Annotated in this window: 17 protein-coding genes; 8 read left to right on the forward strand and 9 right to left on the reverse strand. The window is 70.1% G+C overall.

Annotated elements, in window-relative coordinates; translation table 11 throughout:
- Positions 1 to 29 precede the first annotated feature (29 nt).
- Entirely contained in the window at positions 30 to 521 is a 492-nt protein-coding gene (locus EXE58_RS06330) for a DUF427 domain-containing protein (protein ID WP_244242453.1), read from the reverse strand.
- 43 nt (positions 522 to 564) lie between these two features.
- On the opposite strand from EXE58_RS06330, the gene EXE58_RS06335 reads away from it, so the two are divergent.
- Both EXE58_RS06335 and serA read left to right on the forward strand, forming a co-directional pair.
- Positions 565 to 1,095: a 2'-5' RNA ligase family protein gene (locus tag EXE58_RS06335; RefSeq protein WP_135267080.1), complete on the forward strand. Its 531-nt coding sequence runs from the start codon at positions 565 to 567 to the stop codon at positions 1,093 to 1,095.
- 113 nt (positions 1,096 to 1,208) lie between these two features.
- Positions 1,209 to 2,402: a phosphoglycerate dehydrogenase gene (serA, locus tag EXE58_RS06340; protein WP_135267081.1), complete on the forward strand. Its 1,194-nt coding sequence runs from the start codon at positions 1,209 to 1,211 to the stop codon at positions 2,400 to 2,402.
- A gap of 11 nt (positions 2,403 to 2,413) precedes the next feature.
- Here serA and EXE58_RS06345 read toward each other — a convergent pair whose 3' ends face one another.
- Together EXE58_RS06345 and EXE58_RS06350 are read right to left on the reverse strand one after the other, a co-directional pair.
- On the reverse strand, positions 2,414 to 3,727 hold the full coding sequence (locus EXE58_RS06345) for a PP2C family protein-serine/threonine phosphatase (protein ID WP_135267082.1): 1,314 nt from the start codon (positions 3,725 to 3,727) through the stop codon (positions 2,414 to 2,416).
- A 30-nt stretch (positions 3,728 to 3,757) separates the two neighbouring features.
- Positions 3,758 to 4,471 (reverse strand): DUF72 domain-containing protein, encoded by a 714-nt coding sequence (locus EXE58_RS06350; RefSeq protein ID WP_208544149.1) that lies wholly within the window; start codon positions 4,469 to 4,471, stop codon positions 3,758 to 3,760.
- A gap of 158 nt (positions 4,472 to 4,629) precedes the next feature.
- Between EXE58_RS06350 and EXE58_RS19445 the strand changes: the two genes are divergently transcribed.
- From EXE58_RS19445 to EXE58_RS19450, 5 genes are all read left to right on the forward strand, one after another.
- Positions 4,630 to 4,785, forward strand: coding sequence for a hypothetical protein (locus EXE58_RS19445; protein WP_167288720.1), 156 nt, complete (start codon positions 4,630 to 4,632; stop codon positions 4,783 to 4,785).
- 46 nt (positions 4,786 to 4,831) lie between these two features.
- On the forward strand, positions 4,832 to 5,161 hold the full coding sequence (locus tag EXE58_RS06355) for a PadR family transcriptional regulator (protein ID WP_208544150.1): 330 nt from the start codon (positions 4,832 to 4,834) through the stop codon (positions 5,159 to 5,161).
- Between the two features lies 1 nt (position 5,162).
- Positions 5,163 to 5,795: a hypothetical protein gene (locus EXE58_RS06360; RefSeq protein WP_135267083.1), complete on the forward strand. Its 633-nt coding sequence runs from the start codon at positions 5,163 to 5,165 to the stop codon at positions 5,793 to 5,795.
- A 29-nt stretch (positions 5,796 to 5,824) separates the two neighbouring features.
- On the forward strand, positions 5,825 to 6,298 hold the full coding sequence (locus EXE58_RS06365; protein WP_135267084.1) for a VanZ family protein: 474 nt from the start codon (positions 5,825 to 5,827) through the stop codon (positions 6,296 to 6,298).
- Positions 6,299 to 6,394: 96 nt separating this feature from the next.
- Positions 6,395 to 6,568 (forward strand): hypothetical protein, encoded by a 174-nt coding sequence (locus EXE58_RS19450; protein ID WP_167288722.1) that lies wholly within the window; start codon positions 6,395 to 6,397, stop codon positions 6,566 to 6,568.
- A gap of 276 nt (positions 6,569 to 6,844) precedes the next feature.
- Here EXE58_RS19450 and EXE58_RS06370 read toward each other — a convergent pair whose 3' ends face one another.
- The 3 genes from EXE58_RS06370 to EXE58_RS19960 form a co-directional block, all read right to left on the reverse strand.
- A complete protein-coding gene (locus EXE58_RS06370) occupies positions 6,845 to 7,474 on the reverse strand; it encodes a LysE family translocator (protein WP_135267085.1) in 630 nt (209 codons plus the stop codon).
- A gap of 31 nt (positions 7,475 to 7,505) precedes the next feature.
- Entirely contained in the window at positions 7,506 to 9,041 is a 1,536-nt protein-coding gene (locus EXE58_RS06375) for an alpha/beta hydrolase (protein WP_135267086.1), read from the reverse strand.
- Positions 9,042 to 9,131: 90 nt separating this feature from the next.
- A complete protein-coding gene (locus EXE58_RS19960) occupies positions 9,132 to 10,082 on the reverse strand; it encodes a class II glutamine amidotransferase (protein ID WP_135267087.1) in 951 nt (316 codons plus the stop codon).
- A 117-nt stretch (positions 10,083 to 10,199) separates the two neighbouring features.
- On the opposite strand from EXE58_RS19960, the gene EXE58_RS19965 reads away from it, so the two are divergent.
- Positions 10,200 to 10,760 (forward strand): GrpB family protein, encoded by a 561-nt coding sequence (locus EXE58_RS19965; RefSeq protein WP_135267088.1) that lies wholly within the window; start codon positions 10,200 to 10,202, stop codon positions 10,758 to 10,760.
- A 33-nt stretch (positions 10,761 to 10,793) separates the two neighbouring features.
- On the opposite strand, the gene EXE58_RS06390 is transcribed toward EXE58_RS19965, so the two are convergent.
- From EXE58_RS06390 to nirB, 3 genes are read right to left on the reverse strand one after another with little or no spacing between them, the layout of a single operon-like run.
- On the reverse strand, positions 10,794 to 11,903 hold the full coding sequence (locus EXE58_RS06390; RefSeq protein WP_135267089.1) for a uroporphyrinogen-III synthase: 1,110 nt from the start codon (positions 11,901 to 11,903) through the stop codon (positions 10,794 to 10,796).
- Entirely contained in the window at positions 11,900 to 12,289 is a 390-nt protein-coding gene (nirD, locus tag EXE58_RS06395; protein WP_244242454.1) for a nitrite reductase small subunit NirD, read from the reverse strand. Before nirD ends, EXE58_RS06390 begins: the two co-directional genes overlap by 4 nt.
- The gene (nirB, locus tag EXE58_RS06400) at positions 12,286 to 14,886 is read right to left on the reverse strand and encodes a nitrite reductase large subunit NirB (RefSeq protein ID WP_208544152.1); all 2,601 of its coding nucleotides are present in this window, start codon (positions 14,884 to 14,886) and stop codon (positions 12,286 to 12,288) included. Before nirB ends, nirD begins: the two co-directional genes overlap by 4 nt.
- Positions 14,887 to 15,002 lie beyond the last annotated feature (116 nt).

The raw sequence follows: 15,002 nt of genomic DNA on the forward strand, positions 1-15,002 counted from the left end.
GACGGCGGCGGCTCCGGGCCCCGCCCGGCTTACCAGCCGCGGGATCCGGGTACCCCTTTGAAGGGGCCAGTCACCCTGCTGGTGATCCAGCCGCCGTAGAAGTCGCCAGGCTGGGCGACGACCGTCTCGTCATCGACCGTGCACAGGTCCATCCGACCGGGATAGAAGGCGACGTGGTCGACGAGCGCCTCGTAACCTGCACTGGGCTGCGGGTAGTGCCAAGCCGCCCGCGGAACCACCCGACCGCTCGAGCAGGCCACGTCGAAGTACGAGGCAGATCCCTTGAACTCGCACCAGGTCGTCCCGGAGACCGGTGTGAGCAGGCCGGGCGTGATGGCCTCGGCAGGGACGTAGTAGACCGGAGGGTGGCTCGTCTCCAGCACCCGGAGCGATCGCCGGGTGTCCGCGACGAGCTGGCCGTCCACCTCGATGACCACGCGCTCGGGCGACGGGACCACGATCGGCGGCCGGGGGTAGTCCCATACCGACTCGGCTCTCACCCCGTCGACATCGTCGCTCACAGGTCCATGATCGCCCAGTGCCGCAAACGCATACCCTCGATCCGTGCCCGACCATGCCCTCGAGCTCACCTTCGAGCCCTCCTCCATGAGCGCAGTGGAGGCCCAGTGGGAGGCGCTCAAGGCTGCCGGCCTCCCGTCGCAGGCCGACCACCGGTCGATGACCAATGCGCCGCACCTCACGTTGGTGGCGGCCGTCGCCATCGAGAACGCGGCCGTGCAGATGGCAAGCGAGACGGTCGGACCACTGCTTCCCGCACGCGTCGTCCTGCGGGGTGTGGTCCTGTTCGGCCAGGGACCTCGGGTGACCATCGCCCACCTGGTCGAGCCCGACCACGCGCTGGCGGCCGCCGCAGCCCGGGTCCGAGCGCTCGTCCCGGGGCTGCGTCACCCGGTCTGGACTCCCCACGTCACCGTGGCGCGGCGAGTCCGGAGGTCGATGGTCCCGGCGGTGCTCGAGGTCCTGCATGCCACCGACGACCCACGGGAGCTGGTCTGCCACCGCCTCCGACGGTGGGATCCGGAGCACGACATCATCGAGGACGTCGCGGTCGCCGGCCGGTCGTCTGTCCCCTGAGAGGCACGCTCACAGTGCCGAATGCTCCGTGGCGAGGGCGCACTCCGCGTCGCTGACGTCCGCGGTGACAGGCATGCGCGAGCGGCCGGCCTGGACTGGCATACCGTGGCGGCATGAAGGCCTTGATCCTCGAGAACATCCACCAGAGCGCCGTGGACGTGCTGAAGTCCCGCGGCTACGAGGTGGAGGTGCGCGCCGGGGCGATGAGCGAGTCCGAGCTGGTCGAGGGGCTCGGCGACGTCAACCTCCTGGGCATCCGCTCCAACACGACGGTGACCGAGCGGGTCCTGGAGGCGGCACCCGTCCTGCAGGCGGTGGGCTGCTTCTGCATCGGCACCAACCAGGTCGACCTGTCCGCCGCCGCGAACCGTGGCGTCGGTGTCTTCAACGCTCCCTACTCCAACACGCGCAGCGTCGTCGAGCTGGTGATCGGCGAGATCATCGCCCTCGCGCGGCGGCTCACCGAGAAGACCCAGCGAATGCACGACGGCGTCTGGGACAAGTCGGCCAAGGGCAGCCACGAGGTGCGCGGCCGGACCCTGGGGATCGTGGGGTACGGCAACATCGGCACGCAGCTGTCCAACGTCGCCGAGGCGATGGGGATGCGCGTCGTGTTCTACGACAAGGCAGATCGTCCGGCGCACGGCAACGCCCGCCGCGCCGCCTCTCTCACGGAGCTCCTCGAGACCGCCGACGTGGTCAGCCTCCACGTCGACGGGAGGCCCGGCAACGCCGGCTTCTTCGGGGCCGAGGAGTTCGCGGCCATGAAGCCGCGTGCCCTCTTCATCAACGCCTCGCGCGGCATGGTGGTCGACTACGACTCGCTGCGCAGCCACATCGTCTCCGGGCACATCGCCGGCGCGGCCGTCGACGTCTTCCCGGTGGAGCCGAAGGCCCAGGGCGATGCCTTCGAGTCCACCCTCCGTGGTCTCGACAACGTCATCCTGACGCCTCACGTCGGCGGCTCGACCCAGGAGGCACAGGAGGAGATCGGTCGGTTCGTGGCCGAGAAGCTCGTCGGCTTCGTGCTCGAGGGCAGCACCGCCCTGTCGGCCAACCTGCCACAGGTGCTCCCGCCCACCCTGGAGGCCGGGCACCGCCTGGGCTTCCTCCACCACAACGTCCCCGGCGAGCTGGCGAGGCTCAACGCGGTGTTCGCCGACGCCGGCGACAACGTCATCGGCCAGCACCTCTCGACGAGGGACCACCTCGGTTACGCCATCACCGACGCCTCCGAGCCTCTCTCCCCTGAGGCCATCGCAGAGCTGGAGGCCTCCGAGCACTGCGTGTGGGTGCGGACCTGGTAGGACCAGGTCCGTCAGGCGAGCGAGTCGCTCGCGCGGCCGGGATCGGCCCCGGACACGGCAGACCTGTCCTCGTCGTGGGTCCCGTGCCAGTCCAGGCAGAGGATGGTGGCGTCGTCGCTGAGCTGATGGCCCGTGGCCTCGAGCGCGCTGTCGGCCAGTGCCCGGACGACCTCGCGTGGGTGCAGCTCCCGGGTCGTGCCGATGGTGTGGAGCAGATCGACCGCTCCGACGGCGCGTTCCAGCATGCCGTCGGTGACCAGGACCATCCGGTCACCGGGACGTAGCCCGATCACGGTGCCGCGATAGTGGGAGTCGGGAAAGAGCCCGAGGGGGAGGTCCACCGGCAGCTCGAGCGCCGTCACGTCGCCGCCCCGGGCGAGGTAGGGCGCGACGTGCCCGGCATTGACGACCTCGGCGGCGCCGGTTCGCAGATCGACGCGGACGAGCAGCCCGGTGACGAAGTCATCGATGTCTTGGGTCCTTGCCTGTCCGGACAGCGCCACGTTCGTCTCCGTGGCCTGCTCCAGCAGCGTCATTCCGCTGCGCCGGGCACCGCGCAGGCTGCCCAGGCACACCGACGCCGTGAGTGCGGCGCCCACGCCGTGGCCCATCGCGTCGGTCAGCGACATGTGCAGCACGTCGCGATCCACGCTGTAGTCGAAGGTGTCCCCTCCGATGCTCGCTGCTGGTTCCAACCAGCCGGCAAGGGTGAATGCGGACGCCTCGCAGGTCCGAGGGCCAGGGAGCAGCCTTTGCTGAATCTCGGCAGACAGGCTGAACGACCGGCTGCGCTGGCCCCACTCGTAGAGATCGGTGTGTCGTTCATTGGCGATCACGACGAACGCGAGGAGATGTGCGACCTGCCCGACCTGGGCGACCATCTCGGAGCCCGGGTCCTCGGCGACGTGCACCTCGAGCAGCCCGATGGACTCTCCACGCTCGGTCACCGGCGCCAGCATGCGCCACCACCCGTGTGCGCCGTCCTGCGCTCGTGCTGGGTCCGGCTCCAGCACCTGGACCGTCTGCGTGCGCACCGCCTGCTCGGAGGGACCACCTCCGAAGGGCAGGACGGTCGCGGACTCCTCGAGGTCGCGTCGCTCTCCGGGACCCCACGGTGTGCCGGAGTCATCGCGCGACTCGACCAGGGGCACGTGTGCGAGGCGCACCAAAGCACGTCCTGACAGGTCCGCGACATGGAACGACACTGCCGCCGCGTCGAAGGCGGCGCCGAGCTCTCGGGCAACGGCCTCCACGGCCTCCACGGGTGACTGGGACTCTGCAGCCGCGAGCAGCCGTCCGAAATCCACACCACGGACGGACACCATCGGCGAGGCATAGACGCGGGCCGTCGAGGCTCAGGGCGGGAGCAGGGCGCGGAACCGTTCAGCGTCGCCAGTGCGAGGCAGGTTGTTGAACATGACGTACGGCGACGGGCGGCCGTCGACCAGGTCCCGCAGCCGCCGCAGCTCGTCATCGGTGTGGACGTGCCGCGAGCCCGTGGTGCCGTGCAGCCGGTAGTAGGTCCGCTCGGGCGTGACCGTCTCGGTCTGCATGGGGTCGACCACGTGGACGAGGTCCAGCTCGGCGCAGAGCTCGGTGAGCAGCTGCGTGGGCCAGTCACCGCGCGGCTCCCACAACAGTCTCCCGGCCGGCCGCTCCACCTGCGACACGAAGCTTCGTAGCCGCTCGACGTTGTCGGCAGTCGGGCGGAAGCTCCTCGGGCACTGGAGCAGGACGGCGGTGGCCCGCAGGACCCGAGCACACTCGAGGGTTCGCTGCCAGCCTGCGAGGACGGGAGGCGTTGTACGGAAACCCCCGACCTGTCCACGGGCACTCTCAAGGAGCGGCAGCTTCATGCGCCGGTAGGTGGGGCTGTTGGACTCGTGGGTGACGACCTGCCAGGCCTTGATCGTGAACTCGAAGCCGGCCGGCACCTGCGCCCGCCAGCGCGCAAGCAAGGCATCAGCCGGTGGTTCGTAGAACGTGTGCTGCACCTCGACGACCGGGAAGCGACGCACGTACGACGCCTGCGACACCGTCCAGCCACAGAGCCCGATGCGCACAGCCATGGAACCGAGTCTCCCTCATGGGCCTGCCGCGGAGAGTGTGAAGTGCGCTGGAGCGAGGCGACTTCGGCACCCATCCTCGTCATGGGCCTCGGGCATCGCTTCGGCACCAGGAGCACTTCCGCACAGTGCCAAGAAGCCGAGGTGCGGGTCTTGACACCGTGTTCGCCGACGCCGGCGACAACGTCATCGGCCAGCACCTCTCGACCCGCGACCACCTCGGCTACGCGATCACAGACGCCTCTGATCCGCTCTCCGCCGAGGCCATCGCCGACCTGCAGGCCTCCGAGCAATGCGTGTGGGTGCGAACCTGGTAGGTCGGCGCTACTTGACGACGCACAGTACTGCACATAACTTGGTAGTGTGTCGGCCATCGATCCCCAGATGCTCAAGGGGCTGATCACGCTCCTGCTGCTCTGGCTGGTGGACGAACGCGAGGACTACGGCTACGCCCTGGTCGTGCGTCTGCACGAATCCGGCCTCACCGACATCGCCGAGGGCACGGTCTACCCCGCGCTGGCGCGCTGCGAGCGGGCCGGCTGGGTGGAGCCGCACTACGTCCCCTCCGAGCGGGGGCCGGCTCGCAAGTACTACCGCCTCACCAAGGCCGGCAGTGACGAGCTGACCCGTTCGCTCAGCTCGTGGAACCACCTGTCCGGGCTGGTCTCGAGCATCACCTCGAAGGGAACCTGAGATGTCGTTCGACCTGACTCCCCTGTTCGGCTTCAGCTTCCTCGGCATCCTCACCTTCACCATGGCCGGCGGGCTCCTCGCCCTGCACCTGAAGAACCGGGTGCCCGGCCTGGGCGTTCTCGACGGCCTGCGGGCCGTCGCCTACCTGACCCAGTACGACGCCGCGCTCGAGTACCACGGCCTGCGCAGCCGTGAGCGCCGGGCGCGGGTCGACGAGCTCCGGGCCAACCTCGCGGAGTCCGCCGCCGACGGTGGGGTGGCCGCCGCCATCCACCGGCTCGGTCCGCCGCGGGTGCTCGCCTCCGAGGTCGCCGGCGCCCGGATGGTCCCGTCGTGGTCGCGCGGCACGCTCTGGCTGGCGATCGCCGTGGGTGTCGCGGCGCTCGTGCTGGCCACCAGCACCAGCGCCTTCCTCGCCGGTGTGGACTCGGTCGCATCCGGGGGCGACGCCACCTGGTCCACCTTGTTCGTGACGATGACAGCCTCGACCGCACCGAGCGGCTCCTCGACCTTCGCTGTCGAGCTGCAGCTCGTGGCACTCGTGCTGCTGCTGGTCCCGTTCCTGCTGGGCGCCCGGGTGTGGCGACTCCGGGCCGGCAACCGCTCTGACCGGGTCTCGAACCGCAGCCACTGACCCTCAGTCTGGAGAACGAGCCCTCAACCGTGATCACCACCTTCCTCGTCACGCATCCTTGGATCACGACCGTCGCCTTCGCGACCGCGGTCGTCGTCGGACCTCTGCTCGGCTACATGTTGGCGGTGCGCCCACGGGTGGCCATGTGGCTGGGAGGAGCCAGCCTGCTCCCGGTGGCTGCTCTGACGTTCATCCCTGCTTCCCGCGATCTCCGCATGGGTTGTGCAGTGGAGTGGGACTTCCCGACCTTCGGCGCAGTCGAGCTGATGGCGAACGTGGTGCTGTTCGTCCCCCCGGTCCTCCTGCTCGGCGTTGCCATCCGGCGGCCTTGGGTCGTCTGGCTCGTGGCCAGCGTGGTCTCCTGCCTCATCGAGGCGACCCAAGCGCTCGTTCCCGCACTCGGCCGCTCGTGCTCGACCAACGACTGGCTCGCAAACACCCTCGGGGCGGCGCTCGGTGCGGCGCTCGCGGCCCTGGCGATTCGATGGGATCGTTGGCGATGACCGCATGAGCACGACGGCATACTGCGGCTCGTGAATGCAGATCGCGACACGGTGGCAGGTCCAGAGACAACCCCTCGGCGCTCACCTTCGCCGACGATGTTCTGGTTCCCGGGAACCTTGATGCTGGGGTTCGGACTCTGGGGCGTCGCCGAGGGCGACATCGGCTGGGCATGGGCGGTGTGGTCTGCAGGTCTGGCCCTGCTCATCGTGGGCGCCGTCGCCCAAGGAGTGGCATGGGGCATGGACATCCACAAGGAACGCCATCCCTGACATCGACCCTGCCCTGCCAGTGGGCTCCGGTTGACTCTTCTCATGTCGATCTCCCAGCTCCACTCCCCGGCCCGGGTGACGGGGTTGCTGGAGTCAGCGCGAGAGTCGGTCGCCGAGGCAGGTGCGGTGCCCGTGGGCACGGTCGACATGGCGGAGCTGGCCGACGCGATCAGTCTCGCGGCAGCGTTGGCACTACCGCTTCCACAGGAGGCGGTGAGGGTGACGAGCACCGAGAGCGTCTGGTCGCGGACTGCGACCGAGCAGAGTCGCGCGCGTCTACTCGCTCGCCGCGAGGGTGACGCCGAGCGCGATCATCATGCCGCCGCCGGCTGCACTCAGGTGGTCGAGCCGGCGCGGCTCCCGCGCGAACCAGCTCCGTGCCTTGCCGGCACCGAGCGCCCACAGGCTGTCCGAGCACACCGCCAGCACCCCGAACACCACCCCCAGCAGGAGCAGCTGCGGTGCGGCGGGCCCCGAGGCGCTGGTGAACTGCGGCAGGAACGCCGCGAAGAACACGATGGTCTTGGGGTTGGTGACGCCGACGACGAAGCCGGTGCGCACGGCGTGACCGTGCGTCGCAGGGACCAGTCCCGGGTTTTCGAGCGCCACCCGCGCGTCGCCTCGGTGCCGGATCGCCGCGATGCCCAGCCAGACGACGTACGCCGCGCCGACCAGCTTCAGAGCGGTGAACGCCGCCGCGCTCGCAGCCACGACCGCGCCCAGCCCGATCGCCACCAGCACCACCTGGACGACCAGGCCCAGCGCGTTCCCGACGACAGAGAGCAGCGCCTCGCGCCGGCCCACCGTGAGGGCACGGCCGATCGTGAACAGCAGGCTGGGGCCCGGCACCTGGATGAACAGGATCGAGGCGATCAGGAAGGCCAGCCACTGGCTCGACGACGGCACGTCCGCATTGTCGCCGCTAGCAGCGCGCCTGTCAGTTCGGGACCACCGGCAGGTGCATCTGGACCTGGCGCATCGTCATGGCACCGACCACGCGACTGCCGAAGCCGACCGACATGTCCGAGATCGGCGAGACGGTGAGGAACAACGTCTGCCCAGCCGGGACGTCGACGGCCACCGAGGGCAGCTCCACCCCGGTGCGTGGCTTGTTGAGCGCGATGCCGTTCTCCCGGATCGGCAGCATGTTGTTCTGCACGATCTTCGCGTCGAGTGGGCTCGTCCCCACCGACAGGGCCAGGAAGGCGCGGTTGTCCACGCCGACGGTCGTGACCAAGGCGTCGAGGGTGGGCGTCCCCGCGATGGTGATCGGGCCTTGCGCGATCGGGTAGGCGATCGGCACCCCCACGCCGACGGTGCTGACGACGTCGCCCAGTGCCACGTCGGTGTTGGCGGAGACGGCCGGGACGTTCACGCACCGACCGCCTGCGGTCGTCAGGTGGAACTCACCGAACCCCGTGAGCCCGGTCTCCTCTCCCTGCAGGTTCTGCTGCAGGAAGCGCAGCCCCAGGTCCTTGAACGTCGGGCTGCCGAGCGTCGGCGAGCAGGCGTCCTCCGGCGTGGTCGCATTCAGCTCGCCGTTGGTGCCGATCGGCATCACCGACGGCAGCGTGTGGCCGCCGTTGTAGCCCACGAAGATGCTCTGCGCCCGCGCGTCGTCGGTCAGCGCACGCTCGAAGTTCTTCAGCCCCTGGTCGAGGGGGAAGAGGTTGTCGGTCGCGCCCTGGCCGAAGAGCACCGGGATGTCGAGCCTGCGGCCCTGCCGTACGTGCCACTCGGGTCCGTTCCTGTCGAGGAAGTCGAAGAGGTACGGCGGCACGTTGCCCGTCGCGGCCGCCTCCACGAAGCCCTGGACCACCACGGGTGGCAGCGCGTTCGACGCCTGGGCGGCGGCGGTGAGCGCCGTCGCCCACTCGGTGCGCGGCACCCCCTGCGGGAAGAGGCTCTCGGTCAGGCTGAACCACGTGATCTCCGGGACGAGCGCGTCGAAGCGCGTCTCCCCCTTGTCGCGCAGCTCGCTGAACGCGCCGACGAACTGGTAGCCGCCGCCGTACGACCCGCCGATCGCCCCGAGCACCGGGTCCTTGCGCCGCTCCTTCTCGACCCAGTCCTGCGCTGCCACCAGGTCGACGATCCGCTGGACGTCCTTGCCCTCGACGTCGGGGTTCTCGATGTAGGCCTGGCCACCGCTCTCGCCGAAGCCGCGCTGGTCGAAGCTCAGCACCCCGAACCCGGCGTCGGTCAGGTACTGGAACGAGGCCGGGTCGCTGGTGCGGCTGCCGCCCCACCCGTGGCTGTGCAGCACCATCGGAACCGGGTGCTGCTTGGTCGCCCCGGCGGGGCGGAAGAGCGTGAAGCAGATGTCGACCGGGGTCGTCGTACCCGGGTCCGGGATGCTCTGCACGCACCCGTCGGTCGTGGTGGCGGTCGCTGCGGTCGCGGGCATCGCGAGCAGCGGAGCGGTCGTGGCTGCGGCGACGCCGAGCACGGCGGTGGTCAGGAGTCGGAACATGCGGGCGGCCTCTCGGGTGACTGGGGTCACCTGTTCAACGAGCAACCGATCCCGCGGCTACGCACGCGAAGGAGCGCTGGCGAGACGCGCCTACACCGTCAGCTCGGAGACGCTTCGCGTGATGCGCTCGCCCTTCTTCTCCAGGAACACGATCTCGCCGAACTCCAGCGTCAACCAGCCGTCGTGGTTCTCGGTCAACGGCTCGGAGGCGAAGATCGCCGCCGTGGCCTCGTCCTCGGTGCACTCCTCGAAGTCGTAGCTCGTCTCGTCGTGCTCGAAGTTGCGACCGAGCAGCATGTACATCGGCTCCAGGAGCATGGAGAGGGCGAAGTCGTCGGTGTGCGGGCCGGACTTCCGCAGCTCGCGCCAGTCCCCGGCCGGATCGGTCTCACCCTCGTGCCCGAGACCCCAGTTCACGCCGATGATCCGGTCGGGCGAGACCAGGGCCATCTTCAGCTTGGTCAGTGCTGACAGCTGGAGGTTCTGCATGGCCTTGGCGATGAGACGCAGCATCTCCTCGATCGCGGCCTGGACAGCCTCGTCGCTGTCGCTCTCCAGCAGGGACAGGAGGAGGACGTAGAGGAACTCAGTGTCGGTCGTGCCTCGCATCTGCTTCAGGTACTGGTCCTTGCAGTGCTGGAGCAGCTCCCGCTGCAGGAGCTGCCAGGCCGGCAGGTTGCCGTTCTGCGCCACGATCCAGCTCGTCCCCTCGAAGGAGAAGGGATGGCAGTTCTCATCGGCCAGGACGACCGTCGAGTCGTAGGTGGCTGCTCGTACGTGGGCCAGGATCGTGCTGCCCTTGAGGCTGGGGATGATGTGCCGGGCGTTGTCGTCGTAGAACGCAGCCACCGGCCGGCGGTAGATCAAGGGATCCTCCGGCTTGAGCAGGCTCTCGCTCCACACTCCGAATCCCCAGCCTGCGAGCTGGAGCTCGGGATAGAGCTCCGGGTCGAGCGACTGGTTGACGAGACTGTTCGGGGGCTTCAGCAGCAAGCCCTCCACAGGTGTCTCCGGACCGATGTAGGCGAGCACTCGGCACATACGTTTCCCTCACTGACGCTGTCGACCTGCCGCCCGACCATCGCGAGCGACGCCAGACTAGGCCCCCGCTGTCCACGCGCCCGGGGAGAGCGGTGCCGATCGAAGTACGGTGGCCCCGTGCCCGTGGAAGTCGTCCCCTACTCCGCCGACTGGCCAGGACAGTTCGACCGGGTCGCGGCGGACCTCCGGGCCGCAGTGGCGCACGTGCCGTCCGCAGCGGTGGAGCACGTCGGGTCGACGTCGGTCCCTGGCCTGGCCGCCAAGCCGGTCCTCGACATCGACGTGATCGTCGAGCCCGAGGACGCACCGGCAGCCACGGCGGCGCTCGAGTCGATCGGCTACGTCCACCGGGGCGACCTGGGGGTGACCGGCCGGGAGGCCTTCACGGCGCCCGACGACCAGCCCCGCCGCCACGTCTACGTCTGCCTGCGCGACACCCTCAACGTCCGCAACCACCTCGCCGTGCGCGACGTGCTCCGCGCCCGGCCGGACCTGCGGGACGAGTACGCCGCAGTCAAGCTGTCCCTGGCCGCCGACCCCGGCATGGACATCGACACCTACATCGCGCGCAAGTCAGCCGTGCTCCAGGAGGTCCTGGCCGCCAGCGACCTCACCGAGGAGGAGCGGCTCCAGATCCTGCGGCTCAACGATCCGGACGGTGGAGCTCCGGGCCGCTAGGTCCGGCCCCATGCTCCAGTGTCGCCCGACCCGTCACCCGACGGCCAGGCGATAGCCACGCTTCACGACCGTCTGCACGGCGCTGGTCCCGAGCTCTGCGCGGACGCGGGCGACCGCCATCTCGACCGCGTGCTCCGACCTGGCCTGGCCGGACGGGAGAGCGGCCAGCAACGAGCGCCGGGAGACCACACGTCCCGGCTCCGCCAACAGGGCGGCGAGCACCGCGGCCGGTGCTGGGGACAGCGTCACGGCGACTCCGTCGAGCAGGACGTCCTCACCGTGGACGAGGAGGAGGCGGCCGTCGGCCAGCTCGACTCCCAGCCCGTCACGGCGCGACGGCAGCTCCGCCTCGAGCAGGTGGACCATCGCGGCCAGGCGGGAGCGGTCGGGAAACACCGTCGGCACGCCCCACATCTCGAAGGCGGCCGCTGTGACCGGCCCGACGCACGCCGCCACCACGTCGGACTGGAAGGCAGCGACCACGTCGTCGCGACGCCCGGTCGACGTGGCCGCGTCCATGAGGGCGGCGACGGCCGGCGCCGACGTGAAGGTCACCGCGTCCAGGGTGCGGTCGGCGATCCGGTCGACCAGGCCGAAGACCGGCTCGGGGTCCTCGGCGCTCTCCACCCGGTAGACCGGCACCGTCACCACGTCGGCTCCCCGGCGTCGCAGGGCGTGGGCGGCCATCGAGAGCGACTGCCCGTGCTCCTGCACCACGATCCGCAGGCCCGCCAGGTCACGGCCCCGGAGGTGGGCGAGCACGTCCTCGAAGGCTTCGGACTGGGGCGACCACAGCTCGCGGAGCCCGTTGCGGCGCAGGACGCCGACGCTCTTGGGGCCGCGCGCCAGGATCTGCGCCTGGCCGAGCGCGGCGACCAGGTCGTCGTACAGCCCCCAGCGCCTCGCGGCCTCGAGCCAGGTCTTCATGCCGATGCCGGTCGTCGCGAGGAACAGGTCGACAGGCTGGGCGAGCACGTCCTTGGTCGTCCGCTCGAGCTCGGCGTCGTCGACGGTGTTGGGCTCGCGTGACAGCGCCGCCGCCCACTCGACGTCGGCGCCGCGGCGCACGAACATCTCGATCTGCTCCTCGGCCTTGCGGGCCGCGGTCACGCCGATGCGGAAGCCGGCGAGCGTGCCGCTCATCCGCCTCGCTCCCGCTCCGTGCGGCGTTCCGGTCCGATCCACACCTCCGAGTCCACCACGGCGACCTCGAAGACGGGAACTCGCAAGGACGTGTCGTCCAGGCAGGCACCGGTGCGGAGGTCGAAGGCGTGCTTGTACATCGGCGAGGCGACCACGGGGACGTCGTTGCGGCTGCCCACGATGCCGCGCGCCAGCACGGACGCCCGGCTGGACGGGTCGTAGTTGGCGAGCGCGTGGACCTCGCCGTCGTGGGTCCGGAAGATCGCGACCGCGCGGCCGTGGACGAGCGCCACGACTCCCGTCTCGCGGTCGATGGCGTCCACGGGGCAGACCTTGAGGTACGACGCCAGCTCGCCGCCCGCCCCAGCGCTCGACCCGGCGCTCACGCCGGCGCTCCCACCGGGATCCGTGTGCCCAGCTCCACCGGCCCGCTCGGCTCAACCGGCTGGATCTGGCCGCGCTCGGTGGTGAACGCGATGTGAGGGTCGGGTGTGCCCGGCGCGTTCACGAAGGAGACGAATCGCGAGAGCTTGTCCTCGTCCTCGAGGGTGGCGCGCCACTCGTCGACGTAGCCGCCGACGTGGCGAGCCATGTCGGCCTCCAGCTCGGCACCGAGACCGAGCGAGTCGTCCACGACGACCTCACGCACCCGGTCGAGGCCTCCCTCGAGCCGGTCGATCCAGGTGGCGGTGCGCTGGAGCCGGTCGGCGGTGCGGATGTAGTACATGAGGAAGCGGTCGAGGTACGACACCAGCGTCTCGGTGTCGAGGTCGCCGGCCAGCAGCCGGGCGTGGGCAGGGGTGGCGCCCCCGTTGCCGCCGACGTAGAGGTTCCATCCCTTCTCGGTGGCGATGACGCCGAAGTCCTTGCCGCGCGCCTCCGCGCACTCGCGAGCACAGCCACTGACGCCGCCCTTGAGCTTGTGGGGACTGCGCAGGCCGCGGTAGCGCAGCTCCAGCGCGATCGCCAGTCCGACGCTGTCCTGCACGCCGTAGCGGCACCAGGTCGACCCCACGCACGACTTCACCGTGCGCAGCGACTTGCCGTAGGCGTGCCCCGACTCGAAGCCGGCGTCGACCAGGCGTCGCCAGATCGCCGGCAGCTCCTCCATGCGCGCACCGAACAGGTCGATGCGCTGGCCGCCGGTGATCTTGGTGTAGAGCCCGAAGTCGCGGGCCACCTCGCCGATGACGATCAGGCCGTCCGGGGTGATCTCCCCGCCGGGGATGCGCGGGACGACCGAGTAGGTGCCGTTCCGCTGGATGTTGGCGAGGAAGGCGTCGTTGGTGTCCTGGAGCTTGGCGGTCTCCGGCTCGAGGATGTGGGTGCTCGTCTGGCTCGCCAGGATGCTCGCGACCACCGGCTTGCACACGTCGCAGCCGCGGCCCGTGCCGTGCGCCTCGACGATGTCGTCGAAGCGTCGGTAGCCGTGGACCGCGACGACGTCGAAGAGCTCCTGGCGGGTGAGGCGGAAGTGCTCGCACAAGCCCTTGTCGACGACCTTGCCGGCCGCCACGAAGTGCTCCTCGATGATGTTCTTCACCGTCGAGAAGCAGGAGCCACAGGTCGCGCCGGCCTTCGTGCACGCCTTCACGCACGCGGCGTCCTCGCAGGTGCCACTCTCCCCGACAGCCGTCAGGATCTCGCCCTTGGTGACGTCGTTGCACGAGCAGACCTGCGCCTCGTCGGGCATCGTCATCGGGACGCCGGTGGCGGCCGGCAGGATCAGCTGCTCGGGGTTCGGGGGCAGCGCCAGCCCGCTGGACACCATCGGGCGGAGGATGCCGTACGACGACGCGTCGCCGACGAGGATCCCGCCGCGCAGCACGAAGGAGTCGTCCGCCTCGGCGGACGGGGCCACCACGAGCTTCTTGTAGACGCCGGCCACCGCGTCGGAGTAGGTGAGCTCGAGCGCACCCTCCGTGGTCGCGAACGCGTCACCGAAGCTCGCCACGTCGACGCCGAGGAGCTTGAGCTTGGTCGACATGTCGGCGCCGGTGAAGGTTCCGGGACCCTCGACCAGCGCGTCGACCACGACCTCCGCCATGGCGTACCCGGGGGCGACCAGGCCGTACATCGTGCCGCCCGGGGCCGCGCACTCGCCGATGGCGAAGACCCTGGGGTCGCTCGTGCGGCACTGCTCGTCGACGAGGATCCCGCCCCGCTCCGCGACCGGGAGGTCGCACTCGCGGGCCAGCGCGTCACGCGGGCGGATCCCGGCGGAGAACACGACCACCTGCGCGTCGATCTCCTCTCCGCTGACCCGAACCGCCTCGACCCGGTCGTTCCCGACGATCTCCTCGGTCACCACGCCGGCGTGGACGGTCACGCCGAGCTTCTCGATGTGACGGACCAGCGTCGCCCCGCCGTCGCCGTCGAGCTGGACGGGCATCAGCCTCGGTGCCATCTCGACGACGTGCGTCTCCAGCCCCAGCTGCACGAGGGCGTTGGCGGCCTCGAGCCCCAGCAGCCCGCCGCCGATCACGACGCCGCTGGTCGCGCCGTCGCTGGCAGCACGAATCGCCTCGAGGTCCTCGATGGTGCGGTAGACGAAGCAGCCGGCCTTGCCGCGACCCTCGACCGGTGGCACGAACGGTGCGGCGCCGGTGGCCAGCACCAGGACGTCGTACTGGATCAGCTCGACGGCGCCCGGGCTGCTGAGCGGATCGCCCTGCGCCGCGACGGCCGGGGTGACCGTCGTGACCGTGCGCGTGGAACGGTCGATCTCGGTCACGGCCGTGTCGAGGAGCAGGCGCACGCGCGGGTCGTCGTACCGACCCTGGGGCAGCAGCGACAGCTCGTCGGCGCTCTCCGCGGCGAAGAAGCTGGTGAGGGCGACGCGATCGTAGGCCGGGCGGGGTTCCTCACCGAGGACGACGATGTCGTGGGTCTCGGTGACACCGCGCTCGACGGCGGCCTCGACGAAGCGGTGGCCGACCATGCCGTGGCCGACGACGACGATCCTGGGGCGCATGTGGGTCATGCGGTGACGCTAGGCAGCCCATGTTTTCTCGGTGTTCCGTCATGTTTCGGGGAGGAAAACCCTTCCGCACGGTCGTCGGTGGGCATGCGCGTGGGCGCGCACGGGTACCGCTGTTC

The sequence above is a fragment of the Nocardioides seonyuensis genome, from assembly GCF_004683965.1.
Classification (GTDB): domain Bacteria; phylum Actinomycetota; class Actinomycetes; order Propionibacteriales; family Nocardioidaceae; genus Nocardioides; species Nocardioides seonyuensis.